Genomic DNA, 18389 nt, shown 5'->3' on the forward strand with positions numbered 1-18389 from the left:
GATGACCGAAACCCTTCCCCCGGGAACAGTTTTCGCCGGATACCGGATCGAGCGGGTGCTCGGCACCGGCGGCATGGGCACGGTGTATGTGGCCGCGCATCCGCGGCTGCCCCGCCGCGACGCGATCAAGGTGCTGCCCGAGAATGCCGGTGCGGGCGAGGAATTCCGGGCACGTTTCCTGCGCGAGGCCGAACTGACCGCCCGGCTCGATCATCCGAATATCGTCGCGGTGTACGACCGCGGGGTGCGAGACGGCCAGCTGTGGATCGCGATGGAGTTCGTGGACGGGACCGACGTGGCCGCGCTGCTGCGCCGCGAGTCGCCGATCCCGCCGCCGCGGGCCGTACACATCGTCACCGAGACCGCGCGGGGACTGGACGAGGCACACCGCCACAGCCTCCTGCACCGCGACGTGAAACCGGCCAATATCCTGCTCGAACCGGTCGAGGACGGACCGGATCGGGTCCTGGTCGCCGATTTCGGCATCGCCAGGGCCGCCGGTGACGGCACCGCGCTGACCGCGGTCGGAACGGTCGTGGCGACGCTCGCCTACGCGGCACCCGAACTGCTGACCGAGCAGCGCGTGGATCATCGCGCCGATGTCTACGCACTGGGCTGCACCCTGTTCGAACTGCTCACCGGCACGAAACCGTTCCCCCGCGACTCGGTGGTCGCGGTGATGCAGGCGCATCTGATGGTGCCACCGCCGCGGGCCACCGCTGTCCGGCCGGAGCTGCCACCCGAGATCGACGCGGTACTGGCTTGTGCGCTGGCGAAGAACCCGGACGAGCGCTATTCGTCGTGCGGTGCGCTGGCCGCGGCGACCGCGAGCGCCTTCGGTGTCGCCGCGGATCACACGGTGGTCGCGGCCGCACCGCCTGCGCCGCCGCCCACCACGGCTGGACCAGCGCGGCCCGTACCGAGCAAGGCACCGCGGCAACCGAATTCACGGGTTCGGTACGCCGCCGTGGCCGCGGCCATCGTCACACTGGTCGTAACACTCGCCGCCGCTGTGGTGATCATCGGCAGCCCCGACGATTCGACTGCGAGCCCCGCCACACCGACCAGCAGTGCCGGGGTGACCTGGGGCCGTTACGCCTTCATCATCGATGCGTTGCCCGGGCTGCTGCCCGCCACCCCGACCCGAACCGGGCATCAGGGCCTTCGATGCGCCGCCATCGCCGAGGGCTCCGGAGCGCCGGCCGACCTGGAACTGATGCCCGACAAAGTCGCCCGCATCGGGTGCACCGGCAACGCCGACCCTGTCCGCGATGTCGACGTGCGTTGTTCGACGAACCGGCACCCCATCATCCTCGTGGACGAACCCGGTGTCGTGGTTCTCGGTGACCAGAAGTGGGAACGCGCGACCGGGCGGGGCCGGGTGACGTGGTCGACGATGGCCGTGTCCACCGGCGACATCGGCGTGGTCGGTATCGGATTCGACGAACCGACCCGAAACTTTTGCATGGTCGTCGTGATCGGCGCGAAAACGGGCCAGGAACTCTACGACCGGTGGTGGGCAGATGCTCCGTTCTGAGGACGAGTTCGCCGGGTACGTGATCGAACGGCGGCTGGGCGCCGGTGGCATGGGCGAGGTGTATCTCGCCCGCCATCCCCGGCTCCCCCGCCACGACGCGCTGAAGATCCTGTCCGACCGGCATGCAGACGACGCGGAGTTCCGCATGCGGTTCCTGCGTGAAGCCGAAGTCGCTGTGCGGCTGCAACATCCGAATGTGGTCGCGGTCCGCGATCGCGGTGAGCAGGACGGCCGCCTGTGGATCGCGATGCAGTACGTCGACGGCGGCGATGTCGCCGAGCTGATCGGGCACGACACAGCGATACCGATCGAGCGGGCGCTGCGCATCGTGACCGAGTCAGCGAACGGTCTCGACGAGATCCACCGGGTCGGCCTGCAGCATCGCGATGTGAAGCCCGCGAACCTGCTGCTCACCACGGAACCGGGGCAACCGGATCGGGTGCTGGTCACCGACTTCGGGATCGCTCGCACCGCCGAGGGTGACGGAACCCTGTCCGAAGGTGCGGGATTCACCGCGACGCTGGCCTACGCCGCGCCCGAGCTGATCAACGGCGACCCGGTGGATCATCGCGCCGATGTGTACTCACTGGGGTGCACGCTCTATCAGCTGCTCACCGGGACGGTCCCGTACCCGCGGAGTAGCCCCGCGGCGGTGATGTACGCGCACCTGTCCGACGATCCACCGCGACCTTCCGTCGAAAACACCCGGGTACCAGTCGAATTGGACGCGGTCATCGCCACCGCGCTGGCCAAGGACCCGGCGCAGCGCTACCAGAGCTGCGGTGAGCTGGCCGCCGCCGCGCGCGCAGCCTGGGCACCGAAGGCCACGCCGAAGCCGCGCCGACTGCTGCTGACCGGCGTGGCGATCGCGGCGATTGTGGCTGTGGCGGTGGCGATTTCGCTCACCGTGGGGTTCTCCGGTGAAGAGCCCGGATCCGCTGCTCCCTCCAGGGTCGCCACGAATTCCGACGCGTGGGGCGCGGCCGCCCTGGCCGCGGAGGCCGTGCCGAACCTGCTGCCGGTCGCACCGGGTGCCGTCGGCTACCAGGACGTCAACAGCTGCTTGCACATCGACCAGGACGGCAATGCCCTCGCGCTCGATCAGCAGGTCGCCGTCGGCGGTCTCGTCTGCCTCGGTGACCGGAACCCGGTCGAATCGCTCTCGGTCGTCTGCCGGGAGGATCGCACCCAGATTCCCCCGTGGACCGCGAATCTGACGGTGGAGGGCGAGGAACTGTGGATGCGCGACGGTGCTAGCGGGAAGGTGCGATGGGGAACCATCACCGCCGACGACGGCTCACCGATCGGCAGGCTCGACGTGATGTTCGACGGGCCCGACCGTCAGTTCTGCAAGCTGCGCGTCTCCGGAAGCACCTCAGGTTCGGTGCTGTGGGAACGCTGGTGGCCGGATGCGCCACTGGGACGGGGGTAGTCGATGTTCTCACGCGGAGAACGAATCCGAACGATGGTCGTTGTGGCCGCGGCGCTGACGGTGCTGTGCGGGTGCGTGCGCCCCGGCGAACCGGTACCGCAACCACTCGACCTGGCCAGCCTGGATGTGGGTTCGAACAGTGTCGACCCGCTGACGCCGCCGACCACCAGCACCGACAAGTACGGCAGGGTGCTGGAATCGGTGCGCATGGGCGAAGCGGCACTCGATCCGGTGGAGGTCGATCCGACGCTGACCAACGGTGTCGCCAACCGGACCGCGCCGTTGCCGACGCCCTTGAAAGCGGCGGGGATTCTGGCCGAGCAGGTCCGCAAGGTGCTCGAATCCCAGGATATGCTCGCCGGATTCGCGGTCAGTGGCAGCGATGTCAACTTTCGTGGCAGAGCACCGGAGGTCGGCGTCGCCCGTTTGCTGACCGTGTTGCTGCTGCGCTTTCCGGACGATATGAAGGCGCGGCTGGCGGCCAGGCAGATGAACGCCACCGATGCCGCGGTAACTCCCGACAATGTCTCGGTGCGGATCGCGGAGTACCCGGGGGCGTTCGCGCACTGGCGTCCGACCGTGCCGACCATGGCGGCCACCCTCGCGCACGGATCGTTCGTCGTGAGCGTGCTGGCCGCGCACACCAGCCCGGACCAGGTCGCGCTGACCGGCATGGTGCGCAAGGCCTTCGATGTCCAGCTGCCCCGGCTGCGCGATTTCCAGCCGACTCCGCCGGACCGGTTCGCCAACCTGCCGCTGGACCGGGACGGCATGGTCGCGCGGCTGCTTCCCTTCGGCGCCGGGCACTGGTCCGCGCCGACGGTGATCGCCGCCGACACCGACGCCAACGCCGGATGGTCGTCGTCGATCGCGATCAGCGGCGTCGTGTTCGGTCCACGGGCCACGCGGCTGATGAAGCACTTCGGTTTTCGGGACCCGATCGAAGTCGTCGCCGTGAACGGCAACAATCTGGTCGAACGGTTTCCCGACGCGGTCAGCGCGCGCCGGGTCTTCACCGAAGAGCGGCGGGCAGCCGATCCCACCACCCTGATCGACACACCGGCCGGGGTGCCGGATGTCTACTGCAACAAGCTCGATCAGCACCCGGCATCGCCCTCCCAGGTCTACTGCCATGTGCTCTACGGCAGGTACACCGCCTCGATCGTCGGCAGGAATCCGGCGAATGCCGAGCGTCAGGCCGCTGCCCAGTACGCGCTGCTGGTGCGCAGTGAATAGCCGTCCGCTGCCGCCGGGCACGATCTTCGCGGGGTACCGGATCGAGCGGGTACTCGGCGTCGGCGGCATGGGCACCGTCTACGTCGCCGCCCATCCCCGACTGCCGCGGCGCGACGCGGTGAAGGTGCTGTCGGCGGAATTCGGTGCCGACCCCGAGTTCCGGGCGCGCTTCGGTCGCGAGGCCGAACTCGCCGCGCGACTTGACCATCCGAACATCATCGGCGTCTACGACCGCGGCATCGAGCACGGTCGGCTGTGGATCGCGATGCGCTTCATCGACGGCCCCGATGCTGCCACCCTGTTGCGCGAGCGCGCACTCACACCGCACCGCGTCGCGCATCTGGTCACCGGTGTGGCTCGCGGACTCGATCACGCGCATCGGGCCGGGATGCTGCACCGCGATGTCAAACCGGCCAATATCCTGGTCGAATCCATTCCGGGACAACCGGACAGGGTCGCGGTCACCGATTTCGGCATCGCCAAGGCCGCGGCCGCGACGACGCTGACCCAGGCCGGAACCATTCTGGCCACCGTCGCCTACGCGGCGCCCGAGCAGCTCACCGGCGGGGCGATCGATCACCGTGCCGATGTCTACGCGCTGGGCTGTACCCTCTACGAATTGCTGACCGGCGCCAAACCGTTCCCGCGGACGAGCGTCGACGCCGTGATCGCGGCACATCTGCACGACCCGCCGCCCCGCCCGAGCGCGATGGTCGGGGAGCTGCCGCGCCGGATCGATGACGTGATCGCCCGTGCACTGGCCAAAGATCCGCAGCGGCGCTATGCGAGCTGCGGTGAGTTGGCCGCCGATGCGGCCCGCGCGCTCGGCGTCGCCGCGGACCAGGTGCCGGTGGTCGGGCCTCCACGTCGCCGAAACACCGGCATCGCGGTGGGTGTGGTGGCGGCGGCGATCGCCGTGATCGTCACGAGTGTGGTTGTGCTGAAACATGATTCGACCGAGCAGAGCACGGCCGGATCGACGTCGACGCCGTCGGCCGACCCGAATTCCTGGGCGGCACACCAGTGGGTGGTCGACGCGTTCGCCGGTCTCCTGCCGAAAACACAGGCGGACAGCGGCTATCAGGGCCTGCGCTGCAGTGCGGTCGACGGCAGCCAACGTCCGATCGATGCGCGCCAGACCCGCGAATCGTTGAACTCACTGGCCTGCAACGGTGACCAGAACCCGGTGTTCCGCCTGGTGATCGTCTGCGGAACCGACGAACCGGCGGATGAATTCGTCTCCACCGCCGGCTCGGTCCTCGTCGGCGAGGAGAACTGGCAGCGGCCGAGCGGCAGCGGGCATGCCCGCTGGAACGACAAGGAAGGGGTGGCCGGGCCGACGGGCGAGATCTTGCTCGAGTTCGAGGGCAGCACCCGGGACAAGTGCGTTATCGGAGTCTCGGGCGGTACCTCGGGCCAGGACCTCTACGACCGCTGGTGGCGAGACGCGCCCGTCTGAGCTCCGCCGTCTACCCCAGCTGGTGCTCGTAGGCGAAGGCGGCCGCCGCGGTCCGTGAGGTCACGTCGATCTTGACGAAGATGTTGGACAGGTGCCGGGCAATCGTCTTCTCGCTGAGGAACAGAGCGGTCGCGATCTCGTGGTTGGTCTTGCCGACGGCGACCAGGCGCAGTACCTCGACTTCCCTGGCGCTCAGTCCGCGGGGTAGCGGAGCCGGCGCCGGCGCGGCGATCTCCCGGCAGGCGGGGCGGGCACCGAGAGTCGTCATGGTGCGACGCGCTGCGTCCAGTTCGCCTGCGGCCGAGTCGTCGTCGCCGAGGGCTCGCAACGCACGACCGAGCAGCGCCGCGCAACGCGCGCCCTCGTACGGCGCGTCGAGGGTGTGCCACAGCCGGGCCGCCCGGCGCAGGTCAGGAATGGCCTCGGCGGGGCGATCACCCACGAGGGCGACGTGGCCTGCGGCGTAGCCGGCCATGGCGAGCAGGGCTTCGCAACCGAATGCGGCGGCGAGGGTGGACAATTCGGCGCTGATCTCGGCCGCGCGATCGAAGTTCCCGGCGGCCACCGTGATTTCCACGGCCGCGGGCAGCAGCCGGCTGCGGTGCACCGGATCACGGGGCTCGGCCAGCAACCGGTCCATGGCGGCCACGGCCGCCGAGGTGCGTCCCCTGGCCAGCCACAGCAGCGCCAGCTCCGGTTGCGGTTCGTACCCGTAGCCGATCGCCTCGTCGTAGGCGGATTGCGCGCCGTCGAAGTCACCGCGAATGTGGAGCACCTTTCCCCGCTCGGCCGACGCGAATCCCGCCGCCGATGTGGTTCCCGCGGCGACGTATCGGCGGATGGCCCGGGAGAACTCCTCGATGGCCTCGTCGAAGGCGCCGTTGAGTCGCATGATCTGGCCGCGGTGTACCGCGCATTGGCCGGTGAACGGAACCAGACCAGGTTGGGCAGCACACCAGTTCGTCAGCGCGACCGTCCATTCCGCGGCCCGGCCGAAGTCCGAGACCTCCTGACAGCCCTCGATCATCGTGCAGTAGATCTGACCGGCGAAGATCGGTGACACGGTGCCGACCGCGATGCCGACCATCGCTTCGTCGAACAGGGCGAGCCCCTGCCGCACATCACCGGCGTACAGCGAGATCCGGCCCTGGGCCGACAGTCCCATCGCGATCAGGTCGGGATCGTCGAAACGATGTCCGTAGTCGACGATCTCGACGGCCCGCTGGTACGCGGCCGAGAACTCGGCGGCGAAAACGTGCCTCATCATCTCGTGGATCAGCAGGTAACCACGTTCCACCACGTCCTCGGGAATGTCGGCGAGCAGGCGCTGTCCCCGGGGCCACCCATCCACCGCCCACCGCGGTTTCCCCGTTGCCGATGAGCACCAGAGCCAGCCAGAACGAGCACCGCACAGCGGCCGGGGTATCACCCGCGGTCACATTCAGCTGATAGGCCCGCTGCAACGCTTGGATGCAATCGTTGTCGCGGCCGGTCAGGTACGCGGCGGTGGCGAGGCGGGCGAAGTCGTCGGCCTCCAGGGCTGCGTCGTCGAGCTCCGCCGGTCCAAGGCCCGACAGACTCTCGTACGCAGCCACCCATTCACGACGTTCGTAGGCTTTGCGGGCCCGAAGCAAGATGTCGACCACACCCATGCACATCACCTATCAGTGAGCGTACGCGTCGCTCTCGTGTTCGTTCGCGCCGCGATCCTGCGTGCGATGTACTGGGCATCTCGACCGACACCGGGCCACAGCATGGAGCTGAACGCGTATTGGAAGCTGAGCCCGCAGAAGAACAGGCCGGGAGCCTCGTCCACCACGCCGCGGTACTCGCGCGGCCAGCCGTCCTCGCCGATCACCGGAACCTGGATCCAGTCGAAGACCTGCTCGAAGCCGGTGCACCAGACGATGTTGCGCACGTCGAGCACGGTGCCGTCGGCCAGCACCGGCAGACCGTCGACCACCCCGGTGACCCGGGAGGTCTCGCGCCGCACCTGCCGCGCGGCCAGGTCCGCGCGCTTGACCCGAAGCATCGGACCGCCGTGGAACCGGATCTCGCGCATTGCCTTTCGCCCGATCGGTGTTCGTCTGGTGATCACATGCCTGGCCAGGAAGACCAGGACCGGGATGGCCAAGCGCGTCGAGCGGGACTCGAGCCGGATCGGCATCTGGCCGCAGTCACGACCGCTGAGGATCGTCGGCTGGACCGCAGCAACCTCGTAGGCGATGTCGGTGCCCGAGTGCGAGGCACCCACCACCAGCACCGTTCCCGGTTGCAGCTGACTCGGGCGCCGGTATCGGCTCGAGTGCAGTTGCCGGATGCCCGGGTCGAGGTCGGCCGCGAAATCCGGCACGAACGGGGTGCGCCCGAAGGTTCCGGTGGCGACGACGACGTTGTCACAGGTGATGGTGTCGTCGCCGACGCGGGCCGCGTATCCCCCGCCCGTGCGCGCGGTCAATCGATCGACCCGCGTACTCGTCCGCACCGGCAGGTCCCAATGCAAGGCGTAGGTTTCGAGATACTCGGCTACCGCGTCCTTGCCCGGATAGCTCCACCGGTCCTCGTCGGGAAAAGGCAATCCGGGTAGCGAATCGTATTTCGCCGGTGTGTAGAGACGCAGCGTGTCCCATTGCCGGCGCCAGTTGTCACCGACTCGCTCGTTCCCGTCGACGATCAGGACGGGTCGTCCGCTCCGCCGCAGATGAAATCCGCAGGAAAGACCGGCCTGACCGGCTCCGATGATCAGCGTTTCGATGTGTTGAGTAGTCATGGACCAACGCTAGGAGCCCCTCGGCCACGCCCGCGTCGGACAAATCACCCATTAGCTCAACGGTGCGTGGGTAGCCTGGCGTACTCGGCGATCACCTCGGCGGTGTGGCATCGGGCTCGCCGTCCGGCTTCGTGTCGGCAGACCCGATTCTGCGCGGCATCACCCTCGGCCGCGCACGCCTGGGCGAACCATCCGCATTGGCACGTTTCCGGCGTGACGCACCGAGGTCGATGACATTGCGTTCATGTTCGGCGTCTCCGTCGGCCTGCGGCGCCGTGTGCATCAGCCACGCACCCGTTTCACCCTGCAATTCCGCGCGAGTCACCGGGCGGGTCGGCGCCGGATCGTCGACCTCCTCCGACATCCACGGCTGATGCCGAGCTTCGCCGACCTCCTCGCGACCTCGCCGCGGCGGCCTCGGCAGCCGAACAACGTTCGACGCCCCGCTCCCTGCCGCACCGGAACCACCCTCGGCGGCCTTGATCGCTTCCCACTTCCGACGCAGCCGTTCCACCGCGTCGTAGTGACCTCCACCAGGCCCCGTCCCGGCTTCCCGATCCGACATCGAACTAACCGCGGACAGGGGTCGCGACGTGCATCAATCCCACAGCAGCCAACACCCCAAACTTCGTCTCAGGTCTATCGTTCACCTTCACATTCTGCATCAAGCCCCCGTCGGCCGTCGTCGACCCATCCCAAAGGTCTCGGCAGTGCCCCGCCCAGATCTCGAGAAACGACGATTTCTCCGGCGATTTACAAGGATGGCGGATCTGTCAGGAGCGCGCGGGTCCATGCGTCGACGATCCAGTCCCGGAAGCGCTCTGCCGTCCAACCGCGTTCGCCGACGAGCAGTACCCAGTATTCGGTCGCGTTCATACTCCACAGGATGTCGGCGACCTCGTCGTCGGACAGATCATCGCGCAGCTGTCCCGTACTACGCAGGTCGGCCGCGAACTCACGCATGTTGTTCGCGCGCCGATCGCCGATCTCGGCCCAGATGCGAGCGCATGACGCGTCGGTCAGCGCGGCATCGCGCAGGGCAAGGAAGATCGGCGCGAGCCGCTGCTGGATCGCGGCCAGCGCGTCGCCGTAGATCGCGATCTTGTCCTCGGCCCGCCTCGCCGCGCCGATCGCGCGAACGTACTCGCGCTGCTGGGCGGGGATCGCTTGGTCGGTGCCGGAGAGCGCGGTCTCGACCAGTTCCCGGAGCAGCACCGGCTTGCGACCGATCGACGCGTAGACGGTGTCGACGGAAACGCCCGCGCCCGTGGCGATCTCGCTCACGGTGGTGGCGACGTATCCGTTCTGAACGAACAATCGCCGCGCCGCGTCGAGGATCGCGTGACGCGTATCCGCCGCCTGCGCGGCGCGCCGTGGGGCGTTGTATCGACGCTTGCCGACCTTGACGTTCTCGTTCATCACGCCTACCCTACCGAATATTGATCCGAATATGCCTCGGATCAATTCAGAAGGGATCCGGCCATGGTCTACGCCTACGTTCAAGATGTCCCTATCGGCGAGGAGCTCTACCAGCGGATCATCGAGGAACTCGGACCGGAGCCGCTCGATGGTTCGCTCCTGCATCTGTGCGTACGCCGCGCCGACGGCGGGCTGCGCTACATCGATGTCTGGGAATCGGAGGCACACTGCGCTCGCGCCTTCGAAGAACGCATCCACCCCGCCGTCGACACCGCGTTCGCCGGCCAACGCCCCGGCGAACCGGTGGTAGAACACCTGGATGTCGTGCACGCGACCGGCACACTCATCGCCGGGCAGGGCACCTGATGCGCCGTTCGGGCAATGCGCTGCGATGGTTCGTCGCCTGTTCGGCACTGGGCATGTCGGCCGCGTGCGGAAGCTCGTCGGGATCCTCTGCCGAAGTACCGGCATCGGCGACGGCCCAGCCGACCGGCGCCGCGTGCGGCGAAGTCGACCAGATCAAGAATGCCCTGTCCGGATTCGACGTCACCCGAGTCTCGATAACCGGCCAATGCACTACCGTGAACATCGAGACGAACCTGGCCGACGATTCATCCGGCGCTGAGACGGCACACCGAATCTGTACTGCGGCAGCAACTGTCGCCTACAGCAATGATGTCAACAGTGTCGTCGTCGTTTCTACCGACGGGGCCGAACTCGCGGTCGGCATCGAAGGAGCGCGCTGCATCGGAGATTGATCACCGTGAAGGCTCCCACCTCGGACTGAACCGCATCACTATCCATACCTTTTGGTAGGTTCAACTGTACGGCCGAGTACGGTATGCCGCCCGTGACGCCGAGAGGAGACGACCATGACCGAAGAGCCCGGGAACGCCCGGCCGACGGCGCCGGTGTCCAAACGCAAAGCGGCGGCCGCGCGCGGTGGGGCGCGCAGGCTCGGCGTCGAGGACTGGACCGACGCGGCACTGGCGGTGCTGCTGCGCGACGGCGTCGCCGCCATCACCATCGCCAAGGTCTGCGATGAGCTCGGCGTCACCAAAGGTAGCTTCTACTGGCATTTCGACGGTATCGATCAGCTGCTCGAGACCACCGCGCAGTTCTGGTGCGCCGATCACAACGACGCGGCGCGCGGGTTCAAGGACCTCGACGAACTGCCGGTGCAGGAGCGCTTGGCCCGGATGGGTGCCTTGCTCACCGGGGAGCGGGTCTGGCAGGTCGAGCTCGCGGTCCGCGACTGGGCGCGCACGAACGCCAAGGTGGCCGAGGCGGTGAAGGCGCTGGATCAGCGGATCTTCCACACCCTGTCCAAGACTCTGATCGAGCTGGGATTCTCCGCGGAGCAGGCGGAGATGCGCGCCGGGCTGATGTGCTTCGCCGGGATCGGCTTCGTGCACGGGAACCAGAACCTGCCCGTGCCGACCGAGGATCAGCGCCGCGAGTTCTTCCGGTTCATCACCAGCACCGAGCCGCCGGCGTGATCAGCCGACGTGCGGGTCAGGTCAGCGCCACCAGTTCGTGCAGTGTTGTCCCGCTGCGCCGCTCGGCAGCACCGTCGGTGTGTACGGTCAGCTCGAAGGACGACTCGAACCGGAAGTAGCCCGGGTGCCCGACCAGCCGGTGCACCAGGGGCTTGACCAGGCGGGAACGCACCACCGGTAGATCATCGAGCAGATCGTGGGCGTGGATCACCCGCTCGACGTCCAGGCGCAGTTCGAGCTTGCCCGGCACCTGCAGTTCGACCCATTCGGGGTAGGTCCGGCCCGCGGTGCTGTCGAAGCGCGCGGGCCCTTCGGTGAGAACGGTCTCGCCGGTGGACAGCACGATGTCGGCGTGGTGGGCGAGCATCAGCGGGCTGATCTCGTGTCCGCCCCGGCGCTGCTGGGTCAGTACCGAGGCGAACAGCAGCGAGTAGTCCTCGACGTACAGCCTGCCCCAGTGCCAGCGCTCGATGATCTTCTTCATGTCGCCGACGCCCCAGTTGTGGTCGTGATACCCACGTCCGGTGACCTCGTGTCGCACGCCGTCGAGCTCGATCGCACCGGTCACCCCGGCACGCGGCGCGGCGACCATCCAGCCGAAGGAATCCGTACTGCCGAAACGAGTTTCGCCTTTGCCAGGCATCCAGCTGGGGACCTCGTTGTGGAACCGCAGGTCGAAGACGAGACCGTCCTCGGCCATCCGCAGGTGATGGATCGGCAGGCCGCCGTCGCGGAACTCGGTGCGCGCGGTGTTCTCACCGACGCGCACATCGCAGGCCTCGGACGAGAACGAGGTCGCCGAGTGGTGGTAGCGCCGCGATACCTGGCGGCGGGTGCCGTCGGGGGCGTAGACCATCATCTCCACCCACGGCCGGGCGAAGGGCAGGTCCTCGGGTCGACGTTTGGTCAGGAAGCCGATCACCACGTGGCCGGTGTCGAGGTGCGCGTCGAAATACCAGTGTTCGAAGGCGAGTTTGCTCGGTGAGGGATGCAATCCGTTGTGGTGCGGCAGAACCGGTGTCAGTTCGCCGTCGCGGCGTCCCGGACCGTTCCACACTTCGACGATGTCTGCGGTAGTCATGGCTGCTTTCGGTGGGTTCATCGGCGCAGGGCACCGCTGGCGTCGAAGGCCGCTTCGCGACCTCGCATCTGGGCGCGATACCAGTTCTCTCGATGCGCGAGCATCAGCTTCTCGTGCGCCCGCGCGAACGGCGGGCAGATCCGGCGCACGATCTCCATCGCGGTGATCAGCGGAAAGCGCAGGACCGGGATGAGGATCCAGGGGAACGCGGGCGGCATGGTGTAGCGACGGCGGGTGCCGGGGGCCATGTACATCGCGGAGTACACGGAATTGATCCGGTAGTTGTACTTCTCGCGCAATCGGGCAAGGCCACGGTGGCCGTCACGCGGGGCGAAGGCCGCCGGATACGACTCGATCAGTTCCGTCCCGTGCTGTCCGGCGTCGTAGGACCGCGAGGCGATGGTCATCGCCAGGACCCGCAGTCCGTCGAGGACCGTCTCCGGATACCAGCGCAGCCGCACGCCGAGTAGGTGGCCCATGTACTTCTGGAAGTGCAGCAGCGCACGGATTTCCGACGGCGTCGTCTGATAGCCCAGCGCCCACAGGCCGAGGCCGGGCGTCACGCTGCCTGCCAGCAGGGTCAGCATCTGGTAGGTCTGGCTGATCGGCAGCCCCCAGCGTTCGTTGTCCCATTCGGGGTGGCCTGCGACCTTCGCGCGCACCGAGACATGCATGACCCGCACCTTCAGCGCGGTGGCCCGGCCCGCCGAACCGGGAGTGAGCAGCGCGTCAGGGGCGGAGACGTCGATCCAGAAGCGGGTGGTCTCCAGGAACCGGCGCAGGGCGCTGTCGCCCGCGTAGCCGCCGGCCAGCGACAGCGGCGTCGCGACCGCGGCCTCGGTGTACATCTCGAGCGTTTCGGCGCCGGCGAAACTGAACAGCATGGTGCCCCAGCGCCGCCAGATCGCGGCGCCCTGCTCGACCAGTTCGGGCACCACCCAGTCGGGCACCGTCTCGAACTCGGCGAACAACGCGCGCATGGATTCCGGGGCGTCCGGCACCGCGTCGATGCCCTCGGCGAGTGCTGTGTCCAGCATCCGGCGCCCGGCTTTCGCCCCGATCTCGCCGTGCATCACCTCGGCGACGAACCGTTCCGCGACCGGGTCACCGGTGAACAGGTCCTCGCACAGCGCGCTCGCCTGCTCGTCGCTGGGGAACAGCCGCTGCCTGGTCACGGTCGTGAAGACGCGCTCGAGCCTGCGCACCAGCGGGGTGTCGCGCGCTTCCCAATAGCGAAAGGCGGTGGGGCACTTCACCGGCGGCCCGGAGCGGATGTGCTCGCGCTGATCTTCGACGGCATCGACCACTGCCGGCCTCCTGATGTGACATCGACTCGCTGACTGCGATCGGTTTCGACCATACTCTGTCGAACATTCTTCCGTACCCAAAAGTACGGAACTGTCACGGCACGAGGCGGTACTTCAGCATCATGTCGTGGTCCTCGTGGTCGAGCAGGTGACAGTGCCACACGTATCCGCGCAGGTCGTCGTGCTGATGACCGGCGTGGTCGGGCACGCGGTGACCGGTATGGGTGTCCGCGCCCGCGCGTTCGGTCGCGTTTCGGCGCGGGAACGGTGCGTCCGGGTCGAAGCCCAGTTCCGCCGCGGTCGGGAACCGCACGATGATGCTGGTGACGGTGCCGCCGTCGACTCGCACGATGTCCTTGTGGCCGGCTTCCCACGCCCGCGGCGCCACCATCGGACCCGCCAGGAATCCCTCCGCCGACGGCGCCCATTTCTGCCCGATGGGCGGCTGGGGATGGGCCAGCTGATAGTCGGCGGTGCGCAGCGGAGTCCGGCCGAGAATGCGAAAGGTGACCAGGTGCAGGTGGATCGGGTGCGGATCGGGCGTGATGTTGATGATGTTCCACTGCTCGACGGCGCCCTGGCGCGGCATCTCGATATCGGGACTGCTGAAGGTGAGGTTGTTCAGCGACATGATCGCGGGCGGTACGCGTAGCTCGTAGGGCTGGCTGACGGTGACATCGCGGATCACTGTCGGTGTTTCGAGCGGCGGCAGTGGCGGCGGCAGCCCGGCCCCGCCGCGCAACCGGGCAGGCACGCCGCCGGCGAAGCCCGGCCGGTCCTGCACCCGGAACTGGCAGAACCGCGGCATCGCGACCTCGCCGAGGATCGCGGCCTGGAAGACCGGCGCCTCGTCGTTGCACAGTTCCACGGTCTCGCCCGGGGCCAGTTCGGCGAAGTCGACCAGCAGGTCCACCCGTTCACCCGGCGACAACCGCAGCTCGTGGGTGGCGACGGGCGCATCGAGCAGGCCGTGGTCGTTGCCGATCACCCAGAACCGCATCCGGTTGCCGAAGAACAGATTCCATACGCTGAACGACGCCGCGTTGAGCACGCGGAAGCGGTAGAGGCCACGCGCGACCGGTAGATACGGCCAGATCTTGCCGTTGACCAGGCCGATGTCGCCGACGGCGCCACCTTCCCAGCCGCCCTCGGGCACCACCGGTGTCGACCGGACCGACTGGTGCCCGCCCGCGGTGAACAGCTTCTCCTGCAGGACCAGCGGCACCTCGAACTCCCCGGCGGGCAGACCGAGTGGGTTGCCGGGTCCACCGGTGTCGAAATCGTCTCGGAGCAGCAGCATTCCGGCCAGCCCGGCGTAGACGTTCACACGGGTGATGCCCATGGCGTGGTCGTGATACCAGAGGTGGCCGGTGTCCTGCGCCAGCGGGAAGTCGTGGCCGATGTCGCCGCCGGGATAGACGAGCTGCTCCGGGTGCCCGTCGCTGTCGGGTGGCGTCACCCCGCCGTGCAGGTGCAGCGATGACGGCGGTGCGGTGCGGAAGCTCTCGTCGACGCCGTGCAGGCTGGTGTCCATGTCGGCGGCGAGGGGGTGGGTGGTCATCCTGTTCGCGAAGCGCAGGCGCAGCGGCGTGCCCGCCGGATGCTCGATGGTCGGGCCCAGGTAGCTCATCCCGTTGTAGCCAAGCGACGGCGATTCCGGCAGATCACGGTGGAACCGGTGGGTCGTGGTCTCGGCGACGAGTTCGAGCCGGTCACCGCGCACCACGGGCAAGCGCGGCATCTCGTCGACGAACGGCTCGACCGCCGGGGAATGGAACAGCAGCGGACTGCGCACTCCCGGTGGGGCCGCGCCGGCCTGCGTCTCCCACAGCACCGCGCCGAGCAGACCCGCTCCGGCCGCACGCAGGAACCGACGACGTTCGATCGGATGTTCCATGTCGAGCCCTTCCCGGGCTGCAACGTCGCAGGCACCGCGGCAGCGACCATACCACCGAGTACAGTAGCCAGTACTTCGATGGATGGCACCTGGTGCAAGCTTGCAGGACATGCCGATATCGACTGCGCGCGAGGAGGACCCCCGCGACCCGTTCGTCCGAGGGGTTCCGCGGGTCTGCGCCGGGCGTACGATCAGCGGACAACATGAGGCGGGGGCTTCCAGCGCGAGGTGATGTCGCATGTTCGAAACCGATGTTCTGATCGTCGGCGCAGGTCCGGTGGGTTCGGCCGCCGCCGTGGAGCTGGTCCGGCGCGGCGTGCGATGCCGGATCATCGACGCGCTGCCCGATCCGCCGCAGTACGCGAAGGCGGTCGGCATCCAGCCACGCACGCTGGAACTGTTCGAGGCGATGGGCATCCTGCGGGAGGTCGTCGACGCCGCGATCCTGCTGCGCGGTCAGATCGTGTACATCAACGGCGCCGAGGCGGGCCGAATGGATCTGACGCTGCCACCCGAGATTCCGTTCGGGTTCCTCGGACTCCCCCAGTACGAGACCGAGCGGATCCTGCGCAGGCACCTGGAGTCGCTGGGCACGCGCATCGAGCGCGGTGTCCGGCTCGTCGGGTTCACTCAGGACGCGGACGGCGTCGATGCCGTGCTCGACGGACCCGAGGGCGAACACACGGTGCGGGCACGGTATCTGGTGGGCTGCGACGGCGCGCACAGCACCGTCCGCAAGACGCTGGGCCTGACATTCGAGGGCGCGGCCTTCACCGAGCAGTACATGCTCGGCGATGTCGAACTGGACTGGTCACAGCCGCACGGCTACAACGTGCGGTCGATGCATCAGACGGACGGTGTCACCGACGACGTGCTGGTGTGCATCCCGCTGCCCGGCCGCCACCGCTACCGGGTGTCGATGCGGGTTCCCGCGGAACTCGAGATCGACACCTCCGTCGGCGGCGACAAGGTCGAGCACGGGCTCGGCACCGGGCCCGGCCCGCGATTGGCCGATATCCAGGCGGTGCTCGACCGGCTCGCGCCCGAACCGGTGACCGCCTCGCAGGTGCGCTGGTCCTCGGTCTTCCGGATCAGCCATCGCATCGTCGACTCCTACGGGCGTGGACGGGTTTTCGTCGCGGGCGATGCCGCCCATATCCACCCACCCACGGGCGCCCAGGGCATGAACACCGGCATCCAGGACGCCGCAAACCTCGCGTGGAAGCTCGCGTTGGCCGTCGCGGAGGTGGCCGCGCCGGGGTTGCTGGCGAGCTATGACGCCGAACGCAGGCCGGTCGGTACGGAGGTGGTCGGGCGCACCGTCCGCGACGCCCGCGAAGGGATCGGCGCCGGAGAATCGGACCCCGAACGTGTCCTGCTCCGCGAGGCGCAACTCCTGATCGACTACCGCGACAGCCCGATCGTCACCGAATCCCCCACCGGCGCACCGTCTCCCACCGCGGGTAGCCGCGCTCCCGACGCGATCGGGCTGACCAGGGACGGCGTGACCTCCCCTTTCCGTCTCTTCCCCCTCCTCACGGGCCCCGGCCATACTCTGCTCCGGTATGTCGACAACACCTGCGACACAGCCACTCTCACCGATCTGGAACGCCACGTCGGCCTGCTCCGGCAGCTGACCGGCGACCACCTCGACACCTACCTCGTCGCAGGCCCGGGGGCCACCGTCGACCCCACGGTCCTCCCGGTCATCCGTGACAGCGACGGCGACTTCGCACGGCGATACCACTGCGCCGACGGCGCGGCCTATGTCGTCCGCCCCGACGGCTACCTCGGCTACGCCGCCTCCCCCGCCTCCCCCGACGACCTCCTCCGCCATTTCGAGTCGACCTTCGCCCCACGGAAATGAGCGGAAGAACCGCCATCGGCGCAGGCCACCGATCGGCCCATCGCGGGACCTCGGCGCAGGTCGGTAAGTCAGTCAGGCCGCGGCGTCGAGCTGTTCTCGGACCCAACGGCCCGCGACCGCGTCGCGTGGCAGGTCCTTGTGTGACACCGCGACCGGAGCCAGTTCCTGCACATAGTGATTCGTCACGCCGGGTTCTTCGATGAACGACGCGGGCCCGGCCGGGGTGGCGACGGCGTCGTCACGAGTGGCCAGTACCGCGTAGCGCACACCCGGTTGGGCGATCGGCCCTGCGTCGAGCGCGGCGATGAATGCCGAGCCCGTCTCCAGGTCGGCACACGCCGCGCAGAACACCGGCAGCACGGCGGTGTCCACCAGACCGCGCAGGCCGGGGACGGTGTCGGCGGCACCGACCGCGCCGCTCAGCGTGGTGCCATGTGAGACCGGCGCGAGCATGATCGCCGAGCGTATCCGTGCCGCCTGCCTCATGTTCTTGGCCAGGTACTCGGCGATCGTGCCGCCCTGGGAATGGCCGACGATGTCCACCCGGTCGCTACCGGTGGCCGCCAGTACCCGGTCGAGGAAGTCGGAGATCTCCACCGCGGACCGGGAGACCGGCGCGACGCCGCCCAGTCCCGGCACAGCGCCTGCCACACCGTAGGTGGGCGCGAACACGCAATAGCCTGCCGCGGTCAGCTGGGGAGCCAGGGTGCTCCAGGCCGTAGCGTCATCCATGGTTCCGTGCAGCAGCACCACGGGAACCGGATGCGCCCCGGTAGGCGTACAGACGGCGGTGTCTTCTGGGGTCGCCGCAGCCGGACCGGCGGCCAGTCCACACGCTGTCGCCAGCACCACAGCGGCGGTCAGACCCTGCCGGATTCGATCCAC

Annotated in this window: 16 protein-coding genes; 8 read left to right on the forward strand and 8 right to left on the reverse strand. The window is 68.3% G+C overall.

Annotation, left to right across the window (positions count from 1 at the left end; translation table 11 throughout):
* Position 1: 1 nt before the first annotated feature.
* Genes ACFWPX_RS04050 through ACFWPX_RS04065 form a run of 4 tightly spaced genes read left to right on the forward strand, consistent with a single transcriptional unit; the run spans position 2 to position 5664 of the window.
* A complete protein-coding gene (locus tag ACFWPX_RS04050) occupies positions 2-1537 on the forward strand; it encodes a serine/threonine-protein kinase (RefSeq protein ID WP_378925847.1) in 1536 nt (511 codons plus the stop codon).
* The gene (locus tag ACFWPX_RS04055; protein ID WP_378925850.1) at positions 1524-2969 is read left to right on the forward strand and encodes a serine/threonine-protein kinase; all 1446 of its coding nucleotides are present in this window, start codon (positions 1524-1526) and stop codon (positions 2967-2969) included. The genes ACFWPX_RS04050 and ACFWPX_RS04055 overlap by 14 nt, the downstream gene beginning before the upstream one ends.
* A gap of 33 nt (positions 2970-3002) precedes the next feature.
* A complete protein-coding gene (locus ACFWPX_RS04060; protein ID WP_378925852.1) occupies positions 3003-4205 on the forward strand; it encodes a hypothetical protein in 1203 nt (400 codons plus the stop codon).
* A complete protein-coding gene (locus ACFWPX_RS04065; RefSeq protein ID WP_378925854.1) occupies positions 4198-5664 on the forward strand; it encodes a serine/threonine-protein kinase in 1467 nt (488 codons plus the stop codon). The genes ACFWPX_RS04060 and ACFWPX_RS04065 overlap by 8 nt, the downstream gene beginning before the upstream one ends.
* 10 nt (positions 5665-5674) lie before the next feature.
* Here the strand turns inward: ACFWPX_RS04065 and ACFWPX_RS04070 are convergent, their stop codons facing one another.
* The 4 genes from ACFWPX_RS04070 to ACFWPX_RS04085 form a co-directional block, all read right to left on the reverse strand.
* Positions 5675-7015, reverse strand: coding sequence for a LuxR C-terminal-related transcriptional regulator (locus ACFWPX_RS04070; protein WP_378925856.1), 1341 nt, complete (start codon positions 7013-7015; stop codon positions 5675-5677).
* Between the two features lie 306 nt (positions 7016-7321).
* Positions 7322-8434: a flavin-containing monooxygenase gene (locus ACFWPX_RS04075; protein WP_378925859.1), complete on the reverse strand. Its 1113-nt coding sequence runs from the start codon at positions 8432-8434 to the stop codon at positions 7322-7324.
* A gap of 91 nt (positions 8435-8525) precedes the next feature.
* Positions 8526-8999 (reverse strand): hypothetical protein, encoded by a 474-nt coding sequence (locus tag ACFWPX_RS04080; RefSeq protein WP_378925862.1) that lies wholly within the window; start codon positions 8997-8999, stop codon positions 8526-8528.
* A gap of 188 nt (positions 9000-9187) precedes the next feature.
* Positions 9188-9853 carry a TetR/AcrR family transcriptional regulator gene (locus tag ACFWPX_RS04085; RefSeq protein WP_378914197.1) on the reverse strand — a complete coding sequence of 222 codons (666 nt, stop codon included), beginning with the start codon at positions 9851-9853 and terminating at the stop codon, positions 9188-9190.
* Between the two features lie 63 nt (positions 9854-9916).
* On the opposite strand from ACFWPX_RS04085, the gene ACFWPX_RS04090 reads away from it, so the two are divergent.
* From ACFWPX_RS04090 to ACFWPX_RS04100, 3 genes are all read left to right on the forward strand, one after another.
* Positions 9917-10219, forward strand: a complete 303-nt coding sequence (locus ACFWPX_RS04090; RefSeq protein ID WP_378925865.1) for a hypothetical protein — start codon at positions 9917-9919, stop codon at positions 10217-10219.
* A gap of 215 nt (positions 10220-10434) precedes the next feature.
* Positions 10435-10611, forward strand: a complete 177-nt coding sequence (locus ACFWPX_RS04095; protein ID WP_378925866.1) for a hypothetical protein — start codon at positions 10435-10437, stop codon at positions 10609-10611.
* Positions 10612-10725: 114 nt separating this feature from the next.
* Positions 10726-11352, forward strand: coding sequence for a TetR/AcrR family transcriptional regulator (locus ACFWPX_RS04100; protein WP_378925868.1), 627 nt, complete (start codon positions 10726-10728; stop codon positions 11350-11352).
* A gap of 16 nt (positions 11353-11368) precedes the next feature.
* Here ACFWPX_RS04100 and ACFWPX_RS04105 read toward each other — a convergent pair whose 3' ends face one another.
* From ACFWPX_RS04105 to ACFWPX_RS04115, 3 genes are all read right to left on the reverse strand, one after another.
* Positions 11369-12433: a lipocalin-like domain-containing protein gene (locus tag ACFWPX_RS04105; RefSeq protein WP_378925870.1), complete on the reverse strand. Its 1065-nt coding sequence runs from the start codon at positions 12431-12433 to the stop codon at positions 11369-11371.
* A gap of 17 nt (positions 12434-12450) precedes the next feature.
* Entirely contained in the window at positions 12451-13740 is a 1290-nt protein-coding gene (locus ACFWPX_RS04110) for an oxygenase MpaB family protein (protein WP_378925873.1), read from the reverse strand.
* 94 nt (positions 13741-13834) lie between these two features.
* Positions 13835-15637 carry a multicopper oxidase family protein gene (locus ACFWPX_RS04115; protein WP_378925875.1) on the reverse strand — a complete coding sequence of 601 codons (1803 nt, stop codon included), beginning with the start codon at positions 15635-15637 and terminating at the stop codon, positions 13835-13837.
* 238 nt (positions 15638-15875) lie between these two features.
* Here ACFWPX_RS04115 and ACFWPX_RS04120 point away from each other — a divergent pair, with 238 nt between their 5' ends.
* Positions 15876-17504: an FAD-dependent monooxygenase gene (locus tag ACFWPX_RS04120; protein WP_378925878.1), complete on the forward strand. Its 1629-nt coding sequence runs from the start codon at positions 15876-15878 to the stop codon at positions 17502-17504.
* A gap of 72 nt (positions 17505-17576) precedes the next feature.
* On the opposite strand, the gene ACFWPX_RS04125 is transcribed toward ACFWPX_RS04120, so the two are convergent.
* Positions 17577-18389 carry an esterase/lipase family protein gene (locus tag ACFWPX_RS04125; protein WP_378925880.1) on the reverse strand — a complete coding sequence of 271 codons (813 nt, stop codon included), beginning with the start codon at positions 18387-18389 and terminating at the stop codon, positions 17577-17579.

This window comes from Nocardia sp. NPDC058518, assembly GCF_042719655.1.
In the GTDB taxonomy this organism is placed as follows: domain Bacteria; phylum Actinomycetota; class Actinomycetes; order Mycobacteriales; family Mycobacteriaceae; genus Nocardia.